Below are 19796 nucleotides of genomic sequence, written 5' to 3'. Positions count from 1 at the left end.
CTAGCCCCTGGGACGCCAATGCGCCCCTGCTGATGGGATTCGGCTCGGATTACCCGTCGAGCGGACGCCCGTAGTACAGGTGATCTTGTTCGTGACCGTCGTGAATGGCGGTGGCGCGCATCCGCCCCCATTCCGCGTACCCGTGCTGCCGCAGCAGTCGGATGCTCGCGTCGTTGGATTCCAGTAACAGCGCGACGAGGGTTCGGTAGCCGAGCGACCGCGCGAGTCCTGTCGCGTCATCGATCAACTGCGTCGCGATTCCACGACGACGATGTTCCCGGTCTACGTAGTACGAGATCTCCGCGGTTCGTCGGAAGGCGGCTCGCCCGAACCGATACTCGCCGAGGCTCACCCAACCGACGACCTCGCCGGTCTCGAGAATGGCCACGCGGAGCGGGTAGCGCCGAGGTTCGTGCTCGTTGAACCAGCCGATCCGCTCATCGACCGTCACCGGGCGGAGGTCGCCTGTGGCCCGCTCCTCCACGGCCTGGTTGTAGATCGACAGGATGGCGGGAAGTTGGTCGATCGTCGCCGACTGGATCTGAACCGTCACCCGGAAAGTATATCGATCCGCCACCCCTCGTACGTCACCGATTGACCCGGGCCCGGGCACGCGGTATATGGATACGGGCTTCTGTTGATCTTTCGTGCTGCTGAGGGGCTATCCATGTCGGTCTTGTGCGCCACCCGTATCTCCAGGTTTGTCTTCCTCGTTCCGCTGGTCCTGTTTCTGACCGTCAGCGGCGACGTCGAGGCCCAGACCAAGGTCGGCAATATCTACCCCATCGAGTTGAACGATGCGGTGGACTACACCGGCAGTCCCGACGGCAGCCTTCGACTGGCGTGGGAGCACACCCTGACCTACCCGGGTGCTACGTACATGGCAGCTCACTTCAGGAACTTCCAGCTGGCGCCCGGCGATTACCTGGAGGTGAGCGACGCCGACGGTCGTCAGTCCTATCGCCTCGACGGCCGCGGCAAACTCGATGCAGGAACGTTCTGGGGGCAGCACGTCAAGGGATCGACGTTGACCCTCAGACTCTGGGTCCGCAACCCATCCGGGGCGCAGGGATTTCAGATCGATGAGTTCGCGGCAGGATTTGAGGACATCGGTAGTGTCGAGACCCAGGCGATCTGCGGAAGCGACGACAAGGAGAACGCCGTCTGCTACGAGTCGTCGCATCCCGTCGAATACGACAAGGCTCGCGCCGTGGTTCGATTGCTAATCAACGGTGGAGGGTTGTGTACCGGTTGGATGGTTTCACCCGACGATCTCATGGTGACCAACGAGCATTGCATCACGACCAACAGCGACGCACTGAACACCGACTACGAGTTCATGGCAGAGGCGCCGAACTGCTCCGACTTTAATTGTCAGCTTTGCCACGACGGAGTCGTCTTTAGCGGCGGCACGCTGATCCAGGACAACGCAGGCCTGGACTACGCGTTGGTTCAGATCACCAGCGGTAATCCGGCGGCGACCTACGGTTATCTGGAGATCGACGATCGGGCTGCGATCGTCGGCGAAGAGATTTACATCCCGCAGCACCCGGGCGGTCGCGCCAAGGAGTTGGGGATCTTCAGCTCGGACGGAAGCGACACCGGTGGCATCTGCCGAGTCTTTTCCACGACGCGTCCGCCGTGCTCCGGATCCGGGTACAACGACGTGGGCTATTACTGCGACACCGAGGGGGGATCATCCGGTTCACCCGTGCTGGCACGAGACAGTCACAAGGTCATTGCGTTACATCACTGCGCCAACTGTCCGAACCGGGGTGTTCCGATCAACCTGGTCTATGCGGAAATCGAGCAGTTCCTCTGCGCCGATCGGCCGTCCCGGCTTGTTGCCGCGGCGACCGTCACCGGGGACAACGAGGTTCTTCTTGAGTGGAACGACGCCGACGTGGTCGGCGTGATCGAGTACGTCGTCGAGCGATCGCGCACTCAGGGTGGACCCTACGAGATCATCGCAACGCTTCCCGACACAAGTCCGGGCGTGGCGGGCGGTGCGGACATGAGCTTCCTGGACACCGATGTCAGTGGCGGGGCGACCTATTACTACGTTGTCAGTGGTAGTGACGGCGGGAGTTGCGTGTCCGATCCTTCTCCGGAGGTCAGCGCGTTGGCAACCGGCAGTTGCACACTTGAGCCGATCTTCGGTGGTGTCGGGTCGGTCTCAAACGCCGCAGAGATCGCTTGTACGTTGAACCTATCGTGGTCGTTAGCGATCGACGAATGTGGCGGTCCAGTGGTCTACAACGTCTATCGTGGCCTTGGTGGCTCCTTCATTCCCAGCCCTTCCAATCGAATCGCCACGCACTGGGCCGGGAGCAGCTTCACTGACTTCGACCAGTTGATCTCCGGCGGAATCTACGCCTACGTCGTGCGCGCCGTGGATCTGGCGAACGGCGTCGAGGACGATAATCTCAACTTGCTGGCCGGTTCTCCGACGGGTCCCGGTGGCGGCGCCTGTACGACGGTGAGTGTTTGCGAGGATAACCCGTTTGTCGATGTCGAGCCCGAAGCGTCGACCGAGTGTGTGAACTCAGGATTCCAACTCTCTGCCGTCACGACAGGCGGAAGCGGAGATTTCGCGTACCAATGGTTGCGCGATGGCGTGCCCGTCCCGGGAGCCACCGGTGCCAGTTACACGCCGGTGTTGACTGGGCCCCATGCGTACAACGTGCAGGTCACGGCGGCGACCTGCGTCGATGCCATCTTCGACGGCAGCGACAGTCAGATCACGATGGTTGACGCGCCGTTCTTCGACGGCGTCGAGTTGGTTGACAATGCCCATTCCGAGACCTGTGGCGTGGATCTGTCCTGGAACGCCGCAACAGGCGTCTGCGCCGGACCCATCCGCTACTTCGTCTATCGCGACACCGATAGCCCCGTTCAACTCACCGCAGAGAACCTCGTGGCGGCAGGGATCAGCGGAACCAGCTTTACCGATTCGGCGGATCTTGTGACCGGTGAGACGTTCCATTATCGAGTGCAGGCACAGGATGCCTCGACCGGTGGCTTCGACGGCAACGTTGTCGAGAAGTCCGCGTTCGCCGACGGACCGGGTAGCGGCCCCAACGCCGTGCTGAACTACGATTTCGAAGACGCCTCGGATATCTCCGACTGGACCGTCACGACGGGCCCCGGTCTTCACACCTGTGGCGAATGGGCGCAGAGTACAGACTCGGCGCGTCGCCCCAGTGGTGGCAGCGGCAATTTCGCCATCGCGGACAACCAGTGCAATCCGTTGTTCTCACGGACGTCGACCACGATGACGTCGCCAGCCGTCCCGGTCACCCTGGCCAATATGACGAGTGTGACGTTGGAGTTCGACATGTGGTACGACGACGATGGCGCCGAATCCGGCAGCGTTGAGGTCTTCAACGGGAGTAGTTGGCAGACCGTCTGGCAGGACGCCGGCAGCGACGTCAACGCGTCTCAGGTCATGGATGTTACGGCTGAGGCCGCAGGAAACAACGCATTTCAGGTCCGCTTCGATTATCAGGACGCGACTCAGGATCGCTGGTTCTCCGTCGATGACGTTCAGGTCATCGCCCACGTTGAGGTGGCTTGTTCGACGGCCGACGCCCAGCCACCGTCGGTTCCGGATGGAGACAACGGAACGCAGCCGATCCGCGCCGAACGTCTCGATACCAACGGCGACGCGCTGCAGGTCAACTGGGATGCCTCAACCTGCGGGTCTTCCTCGTACAACCTGTTGTTCGGTTCGTTGAGTGACGTCTCGAGCATGGGGATCGGCGGTAGCGCTTGCGCCCTGGGCGGATCCGGTAGCTACGGCTGGAACGCGGTGCCGGCGGGCGACCTGTTCTTCCTGGTCGTCGGCAGCGACGGCAACGGAACCGAGGGAAGCTGGGGCGTGGACGGCGGCGGCGGCGAGCGTGGCGGGTTTGCCGCTTCCGGTCAGTGTGGCGCAACGACCAAGAGCAGCACGGATAGCTGCCGCTAGGCCTCGTCAAGCTCCGCCAGGCGTCTGGACATGAACGATCGTTCGGCGTCGTTGCCGCTCAGTTCGAGGGCACGACGGTAGGCCGCGGCCGCTTCATCGCGACGACCGCACCGTCGGAATAGGTCCGCGCGGGCGGCATGAAACGGTTGGTAGCGCTGTAGCACGTCCTCGTCTTCGATCGCCGTCAGAGCCTCGAGTGCGGCGGCCGGTCCCTCGACGAAAGACAGCGCCACGATTTCGTTCAGTCGGACGACCACCGAGGGTTGGAGGTCGTGGAGGCATCGGTAGAGACCGACGATCTGCGGCCAGTCGGTCTCTGCATGCGACGGGGAGAGGGCGTGGACCGCGCTGATGGCGGCCTGTAGTTGGTAGGGTCCCGGTCGTCCTCTCGCCAGCGCCTCCCGCAGGATACGGTCGCCATCCCGGATCTCGTCCTGATCCCAGAGCGATCGATCCTGTTCCTCGAGGATGACGAGTTGCTCGCCGTCGTTCGTCCGAGCCTGGCGACGGGAGTGGTGCAAGAGCATCAGCGCCAGCAGGCCCGAGGCTTCCGGTTCGTGGGGCGAGAGCTCGACCAGGATTCTAGAGAGGCGGATCGCCTCCTCGCAGAGATCCAGCCGTTGCAGTGTCTGACCCGACGCCGACTGGTAGCCCTCGTTATAGATGAAGTAGACGACCGAGAGGACCGCCTGAAGGCGCTCCGGCCACAGCTCCGGCGGAGGCACACGATAGGGGATGCGGGCCGCCTTGATCTTCGTCTTCGCACGGACGATGCGCTGAGCCATCGTCGTTTCGGGCGTCAGAAAGGCTCGGGCGATGGCGCTGGTCGTCAGACCTCCTAACGTCCGCAACGTCAACGCCACCTGCGCCGGCCCCGCCAGGGCCGGATGACAGCAGGTGAACATCAACGAGAGTCGCTCGTCCACGGGGTTCTCCACCGAGTCGGGCTCCTGTGCCTGAGCAGACTCGAAATCGCGGATCAGGGTTTCCCGACGATCCTCAAATCGGCGGTCACGACGAAACAGGTCGATCGCGCGATTTCGAGCGGCACGGAGTAGCCACGCGCGGGGGTTGTCCGGTGTGCCGTCGATCGGCCAACGTTGGAGTGCCGCGACAACGGCATCCTGCAGCACGTCCTCGGCGACCTGCAGGTCGCGCACCTGCGCCGTGAGGGTCGCCAGGATGTACCCCCAGTGCTCGCGAACAACCGCCTCGATCTGGGCGGTCGTCCGCGAGGGGTCCGGTGTGAGTGCCACCAACCCCGACTAGTCGAAGTGGAGGATCGGACGGATCTCTACGCTGCCGTGACGCGAGGTCGGGATCTTACCGGCGCACTCGATTGCCTCGTCCAGATCCTTGCAGTCCAGCAGATAGTAACCTCCGAGTTGTTCTTTGGTTTCGGCGAACGGTCCGTCGGTGGCGACGGCCTTGCCGTCCCGCACACGGACGGTAGTCGCGGTCGCGATGGGCTGCAACGCATTGCCGCCGAGGTGCAGTTTGCGCTCGACGACCTCCGCTCCGAACTCCATGTACTCCTGGAAGTAGGCAGCGCCTTCTGGTGAATCAGGGCGGGGCTCATCGTGTTCGTTGCTGTAGATCAAGAGTAGGTATTGCATGGGATGCTCTCCTGGGAGTCGTGAGGGGTTACTTTGCCCGCCGCAAGACGGTGTTGAAGTTCTCTGCCCCTTCGCCGCTGTGCATGACGGCGTCGTACTTCAGTGAGCCGTCGTCGTTGAGGGTCATGGTCCAGCTATGGATGTGCCCCTCGTCGTGGGACTTCGTGTTGCCCGGCTTGCCGTCACATTCGAACTCCAGATGATTGGTGTTCTTCAATTCGGACGCCAGAAGTCGCGGCTGGTTGCCGACCATGCAGTAGTGGGTGGCGACCAGATCTTCGCCTTGCATGTGGTAGACGGTCATCATCTCCATGGGCGTGCCGATCATTTCTCGTTCCTGTACCGCATGGCCGCCGGCCGTGATGCTGAACTCGAACGCGCCGGAGAGATGCTCGCCGTCGGCGGTCCACTGACCCGCGAGGCTCTTCAGGAATTCGAAGCGTGCATCCGCGGGCGGCGCGGGTTTGTGATCCATCTCGTCGGCCAGTATGGGTGACGCCAGCGAGCTGATAAGCAAGGCCACGATGATCCATCCAATTCGTCGTTTCATTCTTCGGTCTCCTTCCATGCGAGAGCCCGACAGGGGCCCCGCCTCGGGGGTATGACGAACGACGACCCTCAGATCGACAGTTCGTCTAAACTTTTTTGTTTCGGCCGGTGCGGTCCCATCGTACCGCGAACGCCTACCCAGCCGTGCTACGCTCCGCTGACCATGGAAAAGCGCCCGTATCTCACCTCGTTTTGGTTTCTGGCCCTGCTGACGTTCATCAGCGGAATCCTGGCGGAGGGGGCCCATCTTTTCCTCGTGTCCAGCGGTTTTCGTGACCGTCTTCCTCCGCTGCTGGCGGTCGCGATTCCTGGGTTCTTGGCCGGAGCCCTGTTTCCATATCTGGTGATCCGCTGGGTCTATCGGGAGAGCCTGGCCAGTCTCGGCATTCGTTGGTGGACGGCCGGTCGTCGGTCGCTGACGTGGCTGCTTGTCACGTGTGGCGCGACGTTTATCGTCTGGTTGGTCTTCTGGGCCGGACTGATGGCGCTATTGCAGTTGGCTCCCGAGGGCAACGAAGCGGCGACGACCCTCAGTCGCAATCCTTTGACCATGGTCCTGGCGGGAGAGTCGTCGGCCCGCCTGCTGGCGGTCCTGATCTACTTCGCCGTGCTGGTCGGGTTCGCCGAGGAGTTACTGGGGCGGGGACTCCTGCAGAACGTGTTGGATCGCGGCTACGACAAGGTGTACGGGAAAGGCCGCTTTACGATCCGGAAGAGCACCCTGCTCGCCGCGCTGCTGTTTGGTCTGTGGCATACCGAGTGGCTGCAGACCGACCCGCTGGCGATCCTCGGGAGTCTCCTGACTTCCGCGACGATCGTGATGGTTCCGTCGTTACTCCTCTGTGTCGTCTACGAGCGAACGAGGGGTATGCTGGTCGTCATCGTGCTGCATAACTTCATCGACTTTAGTAAGTTTGTGGCCTGGGACTGGATGCTCCGTCTGTTCTGATCGATTGTTTTGGAGGGTTCGCCATGCGTTCGGGTCGTAGCGCAACGCTTGTTGGAATGATGGGTCTTCTTCTGATCGTCGGTTGCGGCGAGCCGCCTGAATCGTCCCCGGAACCGGTCGAAGAGACGATCGTGTCGGTCCACGCCTCCCGAGGCGTTGTCCAGGCCATCGAGGAAGAGGGGGCCCGGTTGATCATCGCTCACGAGGAGATGCCGGACTTCATGGACGCCATGACGATGCCGTTCGACGTCGGCGACCCGGATGAGAGCGCCGGTTTGGCGGTCGGTGACAAGATCGGATTCGAGCTTGTCATGGCCACAAAACGTTCCTATGTCCGCAACATTCAGCCGCTTCCAACGGAAACGGAGCTCTCGCTGGCTCCCTGACCGACCGGACTATCTGGAATCGTTCTCGAACAGGCTAAGGAACTTGCCGTAGCCTTCGGCCTCCAGTCGTTTGACGGGCACGAACTGCAGCGAACCACTGTTGACGCAATAACGAAGCCCGGTCGGCGGAGGGCCATCGGGGAAGAGATGTCCCAGGTGGCTGTCGGCCGCGCGACTACGAACCTCGACACGAGCGCCCCCAAGCGTGAAGTCATCTCGTTCGACAACGTTGTTCTCGTCGATGGGCCGGGTAAAACTAGGCCACCCGGTGCCGCTCTTGAATTTGTCCGTGGAACTGAACAACGCCTCACCGCTGACCACGTCGACATAGATGCCGGCGGCCTTGTTGTCCCAGTACTCGTTCCTGAAGGGGTATTCGGTGCCGGCTTGCTGCGTGATCCGGTACTGTTCCGGCGTCAGTTTGCGCCGGAGGGTCTCGTCATCGGGTTTGACGAATGACTCCGACCCAGCCGCCTGGGGCTTCGTGTCTCCCCAGATCGACTGCAGAAATCCGGTGCGGCCGGACCCATCGCGATAGCGCTTGTAGGCTGTCGGATTCTTGACGTGGTAGTCCTGATGGTATTCCTCGGCTTCGTAAAACCGGGTGGCCTCCACGATGGGCGTGACGATGGGGCCATCGAAGCGACCTCCTTCGGCGATCGCTTTCTTTGTCGCCTCGGCCGCCGCACGTTGATCGTCGTCATGCACGAAGATTGCCGTGCGGTACTGACTGCCGCGGTCGGCAAACTGCCCGCCATCATCGGTCGGATTGATCTGTCGCCAGAAGATGTCGAGAAGTTCTCGATACGAGATCCGTGAGGCATCGAATCGAACCTGGACCGCCTCGAGGTGATCGGTCTTGCCGTAGGAGACGTCCTTGTAGGTCGGATTGGGGAAGCTCCCGCCGGTGTAGCCGGAAACCGCGCTGACGACGCCCTCGACGTCGTCGAATGCCGACTCGATGCACCAGAAGCAGCCGCCGGCGAACGTGGCGACGGAATCGCCCGACTTGTCCTTCGCCCGGGAATTGGCACAGCCGAGCGAGATACACGCCGGAAGCACGAAGACCAGCAGGACGATGCCGAAGGTTCGCAGGACAGTGTGATTCATCTGGCGGAGCATCGATTACCTCGTCCCTATTGGCGGAGTGATCCGTGGTCATCCAGGGAACAACTTACGGCAACTCCATTATTCCACGCAGGACGGTCCCGGGCCTGCCGCCTACTTCGGGCGCCGAGTCCGTACCGGATCCTCCGGCTGCGGCAGCAGCTGAATTCCCTCGGTTTTCAACAGCTCGAGCGCGATTTCCACCGCCGTCTCCAACTGGGGGTCGTGACCCTGATTGACGAGCTTCGCCGTTTGCTCGACATGGACATCCGGCGGAACGCCCTCGTTCTCGACGGCCCAGTTGCCCTCGGTGTCGTAGAAGCCTCCACGCGGTGCGGTGATGAAGCCACCGTCGATCAGCCCGGGAACATCCCAGATACCGACAAGCCCACCCCACGTCCGAGTTCCGACCAACGGTCCGATCTCTTTCTTGCGGAACATGTAGGGCAGCATGTCGCCACCGGACCCGGACATCTCGTTGATCAGCATCACCTTGGGACCCCATATCGCCGCGTTCGGAGCCGTGAACGGTTGCCGATCGCCGATCGGGTTGTTGAAGTAACCAAGAAGATCTCGCGAGAGCAGATCGACAATGTAGTCGGCGATCGAACCGCCGTGGTTGTAGCGCTCATCGATGATGGCGCCCTTCTTGTGTTGTTGGGCGAAGAAGTTTCGATTGAAGCTGGTGTAGCCACCGCCTCCGGTATCGGGAATCCAGACGTAGGCCAGTTTGCCGTCGGAGAGTTTATCGACTCTGCGGCGATTGCTCTCGACCCAGTCGCGCGTTCTGAGGCCACCGTCATTGGCGACGGGGACCACCGTGACCTGGCGGGCGTCGGCCATCTTCGTGCTCTTCGAGAGCGAGAGTCGCGTGCGACTTCCGGCCGTGCGATCGAACAATCGGTAGAGGTTGTCGCCGGCCTTCAATTCGACGTCGTTAACGGCCAGGAGATAGTCACCAACCGCTGCGTCGATCCCCGGACCCGAAAGGGGAGACTTCAGTCCTGGATTCCAGTTCTCACCATTGTAGATCTTGTCGATACGAAAGCGTCCACGGTCGATGTCGAAGTCGGCGCCGAGAAGGCCACCCGGGACGGTCTCGACGTCCGGCGTGTCGCCGCCACCCGTGAAGGAATGGCCGACGGCCGTCTCGCCACCGAGGATATCCAGGACGTAGGTCAGGTCGGCGCGATGTCGGACGTGCGAAACCCACTCGCCATAGGCCTTGCGTGCCCACTCCAGATCCAATCCGTGGACGTTATCCACGTAGAAGTAGTCGCGTTGGAAACGCCAGGACTCGAGGAACAGCTGCTTCCATTCGGCGGCGGGGTCGACCTTCATGCGCATCGCCGATAGATCCAGCGCACCCTCCCCCGGTGTCGGGGCGCCGACGGCGTCGAACAGTGTGAACGCGTTGGGAGGACGTCTCACCAGGAGCTTCATGCCGTCATCGGACAGGTCGAAGCCGACGATGCCGCTGGTAACAACCTCGGCTTCCCGGGACTCGAAGGAGTAACGATGTAGGGTCACACCGGGTTGGTTGTCGATCGCTTCGGCATAGAACACCGTGTCCTCGACACCGGCGGATAGGCCGGTGTAGGGACGCGCCGGGACCCCCAGCGCCAGGACGCGCTGGTCGATGCCGTCGAAATCGATGGTGACCTCGGGGACGTCGTCCGCCTCCTCGTCGTCATCGCTCTCCTCGTCGGTATCCTCCGACTCCGTCTCTTCCTCCACGACCTCTTCGTCGTCACTCTCAAGCGCAAGCGGAGACGGTGACTCCCGATCCAGCACGGCGACGTAGATCGAGTTGTTCACGCGTTGATTGATCGAACTCATGTCCAGCCAGCCGACGTTGAGCCCGTAGTCGGTGCTGGCAAGGAAGTAGAGCTGCTTGCCGCCGACGTCCCACGCAGGGGAGTGCGCGTTCGATAGACCGTCGGTCAATTGATGGGATGTCCCATCCTCGACGGAGTAGATGACGACCGCCGCGTACTGGCTGGGTAGTCGCTTGGCATAGGCAATCCAACGCGAGTCGGGAGACCACTCGGGATAGATCAGGCGCACCGGATGAGCGAAGCCCTCGGTGCCGATCTTCTTCGACTTGCCGCTTTCGATATCGACGATCCAGAGATTGCGATCCGCGTCGCCGTAGGCCAATGATTGGGAGTCCGGGGACCAGACCGGCGTATAAAAGAACGTCGGGTCGGGAAGTTCGATGGTGCGACGGTCGTCGCCGAACTGGTCGGTCAGCACCAGCGCGTACTCTCCGCCACGATCGCTGAACCAGGCGATCTTCTGACCGTCCGGCGACCAGCTTGGCCGACGGTCGGCAGCACCGGAGTCCCGACTCAGGTTGCGGATGTCGCCCTTCTCTCCGGGAATCGTAAAGATCTCACCGCGAGCCTCCATGACGGCGCGTTTCCCGGTTGGCGACAGCTCGAAGTCGGCGATCATCGTCGACACGTCTTCCCAGTGAGGACGCGCCGCGGGGAAATCGCCCCGCACCGTGACGTCCAACTTCTTCGCCTTTCCACCCGTCACATCCATGGTGTACAGGTGGCCGCCATTCTCGAAAACAAGTCGACCAGCGCCACCTTCCAACCGTTTGCAATCCATCTCCTTGAAGTGGGTGCGCTGCTCAAGCTCTTGCGAGCCGGTGTCATACGACCAGACGTTCATCGCCCAGTCCCGGTCACTGAGAAAGAAGATGGAGTCGTCGATCCACACGGGAGCGATGTCGTTGCTGCCCTCCCATGGAAGATCCTGCTCGGCGTGGCTCTTGAGATCCAACACCCGGATCGGTTGGGCCTGACCGCCGCGGTGGTTTCGCCATTCGCCGTCCCAGACATTCAGTTTCTCGTAGGCGATCTGTTTTCCGTCCGGGGAGTACGCGCCGTCGACCGCTCTTGGGATCGGAAGCTGCGTCGGCATGCCGCCGTCCACCGAGATCGTCCAGAGACGAGGCCACGGTCGGGGAGCGTTGATTCTCCCCGAGTTGAACAGCACCGAGTTTCCGTCGCCCGTCCAACCACTGACCGTGTCCGCCGTCGGGTGCCAGGTCAGACGCTTCGGTTCGCCACCGGTCACCGGCACGATGTAGACGTCGGTATTGCCGTCGTACTGACCCGAGAAGGCAACCGTCATCCCGTCCGGAGAGAAGTGAGGCTCTGTCTCTGCGCCGTGGAATGTAGTCAGGCGTCGCGCATCGCCGCCGCCCCGATCGACGACCCAGATGTCGTTCGCGTAGACGAAGGCGACATGACGCTCGCCGATGGCGGGATTGCGGAATAGCCGTGTTTGCTCGTCGGCGCCGGCCGGCAGGACCAGGAGGAGAAGGACAACGACGAGCAGAACGATTTCAGTTCGACGACACACGAGAACGCTCCTTTTTGCGCGGGGGATGGTCCAGCCTGCACGGCTGGAGGTCGCGAATCAAGCCCCAATCACTTACCCTTGGCCCATGCAAAGAATCATCCTGGCCGGTCTCGCTGTTTTTCTCGCTTTCGCCGCGATCGTCGCGGCACCCGTCGTGACGATCGAGATGGAAGAAGGAGTCGTCGACAAGCCCGTCGATGGACGCCTGCTCCTCATCGTCTCGGAACGTGACCGTGGCGAACCGCGTCAGCATGTGAGTTGGGGGATGCGCACTGCGCAGATCTTCGGGGTCGATGTCGACGACCTCAAGCCGGGGCAGCCGATCGTCTTCGATGAGAAGATTCTGGGGCACCCGCTCGATAGTCTGAAAGATATTCCGGCGGGGGAGTATCACCTTCAGGCCGTCCTTCATGTCTACGAGACGTTTCAGCGGGCCGATGGCAAGCGACTGAAGTTGCCGGCGGACAACGGCGAAGGGCAGGACTGGAGTCGATCCCCGGGGAATCTCTACAGCGAACCGCGGACCGTGACCCTAGGGGGCGATTCGCAAGTCAGTCTAAGTTTGACTCAGACGATTCCCCCTATCGAACCAGTGGAAGATACGAAGTATGTCCGTCGTCTTCGAATGAAGAGCGAGATGCTGACGGAGTTCTGGGGAACGCCAATCTACATCAGCGCGATCGTACTGCTGCCCGAGGGGTTCGACGAAGAGACGGAGATGCGTTACCCGGTCCTCTACAACCAGGGGCACTTTCCCAGTGGCGTCCAGTTCTTCCGCGAGACACCTCCTGACGAAACGATGCGCGGTGGTTGGCGTCGGTGGGTCCAGTCGAACCACGAGTTCTACCAGCACTGGATCAGCGGTCGTGTTCCGAAGATGGTGGTCGTGTTGACCCAGCATGCGACGCCGTACTACGACGACTCCTACGGCATCAACAGCGCCAATACCGGACCCTATGGCGACGCGTTGATACACGAGTTCTACCCGTACGTCGAGGAACAGGTGCGTGGCATCGGAGAGTCGTGGTCTCGTGTCGTGTACGGGGGCTCCACGGGTGGTTGGATGAGCCTGGCGCAGCAGATCTTCTACCCGGAATTCTTCGGGGGGGTCTGGAGCTACTGTCCGGATCCGGTGGATTTCCACGCGTTCCAGTTGATCGATGTCTATGACGGGTCCAACGCCTATTTCGCGGGCGGCTCGTTCAAGAAGGTTGACCGTCCGCTGGGACGGCAGCCGAACGGGATGCCCTTCATCACGGTCCGCGATTTCGACCGCCACGAAGAGGTTCTTGGCACACGGGGTCGCTCCGGAGGCCAACTGGATGCCTTTCACGCCGCGTTCGGGCCGGTCGCAGAGGACGGATACCCCGCAGAACTCTGGGAACCGCAAACCGGGAAGATCGATCCCGACGTGGCCCGGTACTGGCGTGAGAACTTCGACCTGAACGCCTACCTGCAGCGTCACTGGAAGGACGTGGGTCCGTCCCTGGTGGGCAAGATCCACCTTACGATGGGGACCAAGGACACGTTCTACCTCGAGACGGCGGCAACGATGCTGGAGGAATTTCTGGAGAGCACGGCCGAGCCGGACAACGGTCCGTACTACGCCGGCGAGTTCGACTACGGCGACAACGAACCCCATTGCTACACGGGGGTTCCGGACGAGAAGGGGCTCCATCCGACTCTGTATCAGATGCTCGTGTTCGCCGAACATATCCGTTCGTCGGCGCCGGAGTCCGGCGACATGTCCTGGTGGCCGTAGGGCGGACCTACGGCACCACGTGCCAGCGGGTCTGACGACCGGCGAGATACTGGACCGTCTCGCCGTCGTAGACGGCACTCTGTTCGAGCTTGATCTGCACCCACTGGTCGTCCCACTCGGGGACGGGGGCCTTGATGTTGCCTTCGATGGCGTAGCCTGTCATGGCATGCATCTTCCAGTCACCGCGAATCGGCGTCGGCCCCTGGTTGTCCCACATGCCGATCGTCGGACCTGCCGCGTGCCCGAAGAATCCCAACGGATGAGTGTAGACACTGGCGACGATCGACTCCTTGCTCGCCCGTTCCAGCGTCGTGGTCAGGATCTCGTTACCGGTCCGGCCGATCACGAACGACGACGTCAGCAGATCCTGCCATCGGTTTCCGACGCCAAGCGCGTTCTTGAGTCCCTCCGGAACATCCGTCTCGCCGACCCGCAGGACGTAGCCCATCTCCTGGGTGTCCGTGCAGAGCCTCAGATAGCAGATACCGACATCGGTGTGGAGGACATCTCCACGAAGGATGCGGGTGTCACCATTGCCGAAGAACGGCGCATCGCGTTCATCGATCACACCTCGTCGCTGAACGTTGACGTAGGGTTGGAACCAGGGCTCCAGGTCCAGGTCGTGGAAACGCTGTCGGATGTACCAGGCCACATCGGCCGTGGTGGTGGCACCCGGGGTGATTACCTGATCACTGAAGGCCTCGGCAATCACGCGACGGGCGATCGCGACGACCTGAGGATAGAGCTCCATCTCCAGGGCTGTTCGGGTCTCGAGCCAACGAATCACCAGGGATTCGGCAGGTACGAGGCGCTTCACGTACTCCGTGCCCAGCGCGTCGCGTAAACGCGTGTCCAACCCGGCCGTTAGTCCATCGGCCAGCGGCCAGTCGCGACTGGTGTTGACGGCGATCCGTTTGGGGTCTCGCTCGGCGATCACCTCTGCCAGACGATGCCACTGCTCCTCGAGGTCGCCGCCTTCCCAGGCCGCCTCGTAGAGGTCCTCAAGCGGGTAGCGACTGACCGTCAATCGCTCGACGCCGTCTTTCTCGCCGCGGTCATGAAAGACCAGCATGGTCGTGCGTCGGGCCGCGAAGATCGGTTCGGGTACCAAGGAGAAGAAGACCGGATCTTCGGCGTACTCCCGATTGAGCACGAGCCACATGTCGATGTTGGACTCACGCATCAATTGCGGAAGCAGGTTGTCCAATCGATCCGTCAGGACACGGTTGACGATGGCCACGCGATCCCGTCTCGGTTGGATGGACGGCATCTGTCGGATCTCGCGGCCCTGGTCGAAGTCGACCGGTGACTCGGCGGACGTCGTTCCGACGCAGAAGATCGCGATGAGGGTCAGGAGGACAGGAGAGAATTTTCCGGATCGGTAGGACATGGGTGCTCCTCGGGCGAGAGGCCCCATCCTAGCAAGAAGACCCCGCGGGAGGTTAGGCGGATCGGGTCAACGACGTCGCAAGACAGGCTCCGTCGTCGGTCAGTTCGAAGCAATCGTCGTCGGTTTTCTCGAGGAGGCCGGGCTCAACCAGTTTCGCCACCGCAGCGACGGCCTCGTTGCCATAGAATCGTTCGTCGCCGGCCTTGACCTCTCCCTCGATCGATCCCTCACCTCCGTAGACATAGATGGTGTTGCCTCTAGCGGCAGCGGCCAGGATCTCTTTTTGCACATCGTCGAGGTCGTACTCCCACCAGTTCTTCTGTTTATTCGGAGTGTTGCCCTTCTTGCGCGGCCTCGGCTGGCGATCGATGGCGTTCGTCGATGGGACCGCCGGGGGACCACCGCTCTGGACTCGGGTGCCGCAGGCGAAACAGCGCACGGAGTTTGCCGTCATACGAGTTCGACATTTCTTGCATTGAGCTGCAACGCTTGCCATGAGTCCTCAGCTTTCGGGCAGCCCCACCCTCAAATGTTACGATTCGAAGGGGAATCGGCAAGATCAGATAGTGAATTTGTCGTGGTTTACGTCTCGTTTTCCCGTGCGGCGCCCCTATGAGATTACGATCTCGTCAGCGCAGTGACGAAAACGACATTTACCCGCGGCGATCAGGCCGGTTGGATCGCTCCGCTTTCGACCCAATGCGCAAACAGACGTCGAATGCGATAGGAGTCGCACTCCAGGGCCGTCTCACACTCAACCGGAGTCGCGCCCTTGGCCGCCATCATCCACACGCTCTTGGTGAACGAGGGATCCGGCTCATCATGTGGACGGCTTGGTTTGTCCCCCGACCAGCCGTAGACGGCTTCGTCGGGAACAAGCGCGCGCGCTTGCTGGAATTCGTCGTAACGACGCATCGCCTCCAGGACCGCCGGCATGATCTCGATCGGTTTGTGGAGCGTACTCGTCTTGGACGCCAGTTCTCGCTGACGCTTGAACATGAAGTTGCCGGGGACCGGGATCTCGAAGATCTGGTAGAACGCGATCTCGCCCTTCAGGCGACCGTACCTGCAGTTCACCAGCAGTCCCTTGTCCAGAACCAATCGTGAGATCGGTTTGTTGTCGCGATCGGTCAGAGACAGGCTCCCCGTCACTTTCGATTCCGATAGGGACTGTAGGAGGCTTGGCAGCCCGAACAGTTCGATATCACCGGTGAGACTGGCGGCCGTCTCTTCTTCGCTCTTGGCCTCGATACCGAAGGCCTCCAATGCTTTGGAGGCGTCGCGCTCGAAATTCTGATCCGAGAATCGCTCGACGATTTCCTCGAAGAGTTCCTTGACCTCCGGAGTCGGGGTGCCGGAGAGCGCGTGAATCAACTGAGAGATCTTTTCGTTCTGGCGCTGCATCACGAATCCCAGAACCTTGATGGGGAGGTAGCCCTCCAGGGCATCCAGGAGACGAGAGACAAGACTGCTGTCCTCGGCGAGGTTTTGCGTCCCCAACTCTCGAAGCCTGGCGTGAGCGTCACCGAGCTGAGGTTCCGTCCTGAATCCGTGTTCGACTGCACACCGCATCGCGCTGGACGATCCACAGCGGATGAGCGAGGAGACCGCGCGTTCGACCAGGTTGGCAACGTCATCCACGACGTAGGGCTCACACGCATCTTCGATGAGTGCCGTCTCCAACTCGGTCAGCTTCGTGATCAGGAACTCCTCGGCGTGATCCTTGTCGAACTGAGCCGCCGCCGTGATCACCTCCCGAACCTGAATGATCGGTCGGCCCCAATCCGCGATCTGGACCAACTTCTCCATCTCGGCGTCACGATCGCAGTCCGCCGGACGGGGAATACGCCGGAGCAGAAAGATCAGATTGCGAGTGTAGAAACCTTTGGGGTCTCGTTGCTCCGCATCGAGCCAGTCCACGAGTCGTTGGTACGAAGCCGACCGGCCGTCCGCTCCGTGGGTTTCGAGTAGAGCCAGCAGGAGTTTTCGCCGGTCGCGCTTCGGTTCCTCGAACAGCTGATCCAGCAGACTGATCGGCGACAGCGCAGGAAAGAAATCGAGGATCGTTTTCAACAGCGGGCGCCGGTCGGTGCTTTCCGAGAAGCGACGCAGGTAGTTCTGGGACAGATTGGCGTGGGCTTCACGCTGGACCGCAGCGGCGATCTCGTTGTCCACGGATCCTTCCTTGATCAGACGGCCGGAGAGTTCGAACATGGTTCGGGACTGGGCCAGATGGCCGTCGTTGAACTGTTCGACGGCGCTGGCCACCAGCTCGTTGAATCGTTTGCCCGATTCCCGGGCGCTAGGCGCCATCGTGACCAGGCGATGCATCGCCTCCACCGGACGTGCGCCCGGCGTGATGGTCTCGCCGCCCGCGTCTCCTGTCGGGACCGGGACAGACCAGCCCGGCAAGATGCTGCCCAGCTGACGGAAAACTTTGTCGACACTGGCGTCGAGACCGAGTTTCACCAGACGGTCCATGTGGCCGGTGAGTTCCTCTTCGGATTGGGCACTGAACGCCGCAGATGCGAGCGCCTGGGTCAGCACCTGCTCACGGGAACTCTGTGTCCCGCCGGTTGCCGCAGGGGTCTCGGTTCCGACGGTCTCGAGACGGTCGACCAGCGCGCTGAAGCGTCGAAGCCCTCGCACGACATCCGGCGACAGTTCATCGCTCTCGACAGCCGGGGCCATCGGCATCGATGGGGCGGCCGCGATGTTCGGTGTCGGAGATACCGAGGCAGGCGTCGTTACGGCGACGTTCGGTTGCGACCCGGCGCCTGGCGACATCTGCTGCGGGAGTCCGACCGCCTGAGCAGGCGCCGTGGCGGCTGCGACACCGGCAGCGCCGCTTGCTGCGGTCGAGCGACCGTGCAACACCTTTACCTGTCCGACGATCCCGTCGTCACCCTCACCGATCCGGTTCAGATTGTCGATGAGGCTGCGTCGGTCGGGTTCGGGACAGATCGCAATGACCAGTCGTCCGAGTTCTTCCAGGTACGCCTTCAGCTTATCGACGTCGATCAGCTCGAACTCCGCCATCAGGTAGATCTTCTTGACCGCGTGATGGAGGTAGTCGGCGGCGACGATCGGTTGCCCGGGGGCGTGGATCTGTCCATCGATCCAGTTGCGGATCATGTTGGCCACAAGCTGCGGCGGCGATGTCAGTAGGTGCTCCATCGCATCCAGCACCATCAAGGGTGCGATCTCGTCGGAGAGATAGCGCCGGAATTCGTCCAGTGCCTCGCGAGAGTCGCGATCGATGGTGGCTGTCATCTTTCCCGCACCTGTGTCCTACGGAAGGATTCCTCCCTTAATGAAGAGAACCCTGTCCTGGAGTCCAATCTGAGGCGGGGTTTGCCGTCGGTCAAGCGAGGCGACGTGAACTGTGGCTTGACGACCGGCAGATCAGTCCCTATACTGTCCTATGACATTAGGACAGTGGATCGACGAATCCCCGTAAGAACCAGCTGTCCGTCCGAGGCCCCTCCCATGGACCTACGCATCGACCCCACCGACGCGGTTCCGATCTACGCGCAGGTTGTCGACCAGATCAAGGCGCTGATCGCCAGCCGTGCTCTCCGCCCAGGCGATCCGATGCCTTCGGTGCGAGAGCTCGCCGTCAACCTGAGGATCAACCGCAACACCGCCTCCAAGGCCTACCAGACCCTGGAGGCCGAGGGGATCCTGGCCAGCCGTCAGGGGCAGGGGACCGTCGTCGCCGAGGGCGGCGCGCCGTGGTCCCACGAGGAACGGGTCCGACGACTGGAGCGCAGCCTCGACCGATCGATCGTCGAGGCCTACCACCTGGAGATCCCGTTCGACGAGATGCCACCCATTCTGGAAGAGCGTCTCAAGCGATTCACACCCGACGACAACAGAGACAAGAAAGAGGATCCGGCATGAGTCAACCTGCCATTCAGATCGTTGGCTTCAGCAAGGACTACGGCAAGACACGCGCCGTAGACGACTTGACCTTGACGGTTCCCGAGGGGTCCATCTTTGGCTTTCTCGGCCAGAACGGCGCCGGCAAGACGACAACCATCCGAACGTTACTGAACCTACAGCGACCCACCGCGGGCCAACTGTCGGTGATGGGTTTGGACTCGGTGCGGGACTCGGTCGCGGTTCGACGACAGGTGGGCTATCTACCGGAAGAGCCGACCTATTACCCGTGGATGACCGTCGACGAGATCCTCCGTTTCAACCGTGCGTTCTATCCCGAATGGGATGGGGCTCTGGAGGCGTCTTTAGTCAAGCAGCTGGACCTTCCGCGGAAGCGCAAACTCCAGGATCTATCCCGGGGGATGCAGTCCAAGGTTGGCCTGGTGATGGCGTTGGCGCCGCGCCCCAAGGTTCTGATCCTCGACGATCCGACGTCGGGTCTCGATCCGGTTGTTCGCCACGAGTTTCTAGAGGTCGTCATCGCCAACGTCCAGAACGAGGGCGGCGCGGTCTTCTTCTCGACCCATCTGTTGCATGAGATGGAGCGGGTCGCCGATCGGTTGGCGATCCTCCACAAGGGAACCCTTCGCTGGACCGGGTCGCTGGATGAGGTCAAACAGACGGTGAAGAAGCTGCGGGTCGTCTACGACAGCGACGTCCCGACGACCTTCCCCATCGAGAACCCGCTGCGGGTCGATCGTAACTCGCACTCGGCGATGCTGACGGTCGCGGACTTCGATCCGGCGA

The 19796-nt window shown here is 61.8% G+C and carries 15 protein-coding genes; 6 read left to right on the top strand and 9 right to left on the bottom strand.

The annotated features are described in order from the left end of the window. Positions 1–49 precede the first annotated feature (49 nt). The gene (locus OES25_14860) at positions 50–553 is read right to left on the bottom strand and encodes a GNAT family N-acetyltransferase (protein MDH3628925.1); all 504 of its coding nucleotides are present in this window, start codon (positions 551–553) and stop codon (positions 50–52) included. A 114-nt stretch (positions 554–667) separates the two neighbouring features. Between OES25_14860 and OES25_14855 the strand changes: the two genes are divergently transcribed. Then, the gene (locus OES25_14855; GenBank protein ID MDH3628924.1) at positions 668–3970 is read left to right on the top strand and encodes a serine protease; all 3303 of its coding nucleotides are present in this window, start codon (positions 668–670) and stop codon (positions 3968–3970) included. Here OES25_14855 and OES25_14850 read toward each other — a convergent pair. From OES25_14850 to OES25_14840, 3 genes are read right to left on the bottom strand one after another with little or no spacing between them, the layout of a single operon-like run. Beyond that, positions 3967–5226, bottom strand: a complete 1260-nt coding sequence (locus OES25_14850; GenBank protein ID MDH3628923.1) for an RNA polymerase sigma factor — start codon at positions 5224–5226, stop codon at positions 3967–3969. The genes OES25_14855 and OES25_14850 overlap by 4 nt on opposite strands. 9 nt (positions 5227–5235) lie before the next feature. Then, positions 5236–5586: a YciI family protein gene (locus OES25_14845; protein ID MDH3628922.1), complete on the bottom strand. Its 351-nt coding sequence runs from the start codon at positions 5584–5586 to the stop codon at positions 5236–5238. 28 nt (positions 5587–5614) lie between these two features. Next, positions 5615–6136 (bottom strand): hypothetical protein, encoded by a 522-nt coding sequence (locus OES25_14840; protein ID MDH3628921.1) that lies wholly within the window; start codon positions 6134–6136, stop codon positions 5615–5617. 162 nt (positions 6137–6298) lie between these two features. Here OES25_14840 and OES25_14835 point away from each other — a divergent pair, with 162 nt between their 5' ends. Both OES25_14835 and OES25_14830 read left to right on the top strand, forming a co-directional pair. Continuing rightward, positions 6299–7084, top strand: a complete 786-nt coding sequence (locus OES25_14835) for a CPBP family intramembrane metalloprotease (GenBank protein ID MDH3628920.1) — start codon at positions 6299–6301, stop codon at positions 7082–7084. Positions 7085–7107: 23 nt separating this feature from the next. After that, positions 7108–7470 (top strand): copper-binding protein, encoded by a 363-nt coding sequence (locus OES25_14830; protein MDH3628919.1) that lies wholly within the window; start codon positions 7108–7110, stop codon positions 7468–7470. 9 nt (positions 7471–7479) lie between these two features. Here OES25_14830 and msrA read toward each other — a convergent pair whose 3' ends face one another. Together msrA and OES25_14820 are read right to left on the bottom strand one after the other, a co-directional pair. Then, positions 7480–8580 carry a peptide-methionine (S)-S-oxide reductase MsrA gene (gene msrA, locus OES25_14825; protein MDH3628918.1) on the bottom strand — a complete coding sequence of 367 codons (1101 nt, stop codon included), beginning with the start codon at positions 8578–8580 and terminating at the stop codon, positions 7480–7482. 111 nt (positions 8581–8691) lie between these two features. Beyond that, the gene (locus OES25_14820) at positions 8692–11955 is read right to left on the bottom strand and encodes a PDZ domain-containing protein (protein ID MDH3628917.1); all 3264 of its coding nucleotides are present in this window, start codon (positions 11953–11955) and stop codon (positions 8692–8694) included. A gap of 85 nt (positions 11956–12040) precedes the next feature. Between OES25_14820 and OES25_14815 the strand changes: the two genes are divergently transcribed. Further along, on the top strand, positions 12041–13717 hold the full coding sequence (locus tag OES25_14815; protein MDH3628916.1) for an alpha/beta hydrolase-fold protein: 1677 nt from the start codon (positions 12041–12043) through the stop codon (positions 13715–13717). Between the two features lie 7 nt (positions 13718–13724). Here OES25_14815 and OES25_14810 read toward each other — a convergent pair whose 3' ends face one another. The 3 genes from OES25_14810 to OES25_14800 form a co-directional block, all read right to left on the bottom strand. Beyond that, complete coding sequence (locus tag OES25_14810; protein ID MDH3628915.1) at positions 13725–15107, bottom strand: aminopeptidase P family protein; 1383 nt, start codon at positions 15105–15107, stop codon at positions 13725–13727. Positions 15108–15159: 52 nt separating this feature from the next. Next, positions 15160–15561, bottom strand: coding sequence for a hypothetical protein (locus OES25_14805; GenBank protein ID MDH3628914.1), 402 nt, complete (start codon positions 15559–15561; stop codon positions 15160–15162). 212 nt (positions 15562–15773) lie between these two features. After that, entirely contained in the window at positions 15774–18380 is a 2607-nt protein-coding gene (locus tag OES25_14800; GenBank protein MDH3628913.1) for a DUF4388 domain-containing protein, read from the bottom strand. Between the two features lie 216 nt (positions 18381–18596). Between OES25_14800 and OES25_14795 the strand changes: the two genes are divergently transcribed. Further along, positions 18597–19010, top strand: a complete 414-nt coding sequence (locus OES25_14795) for a GntR family transcriptional regulator (GenBank protein MDH3628912.1) — start codon at positions 18597–18599, stop codon at positions 19008–19010. After that, positions 19007–19796 (top strand): ABC transporter ATP-binding protein (locus tag OES25_14790; GenBank protein ID MDH3628911.1); only part of this gene is annotated, 790 nt, incomplete at its 3' end. The genes OES25_14795 and OES25_14790, both read left to right, overlap by 4 nt.

The organism is Acidobacteriota bacterium, assembly GCA_029861955.1.
GTDB lineage: Bacteria > Acidobacteriota > Polarisedimenticolia > Polarisedimenticolales > Polarisedimenticolaceae > JAOTYK01.
Note: the sequence above shows the minus strand (reverse complement) of the source record. Positions and strands in the feature narration are given on the sequence as shown.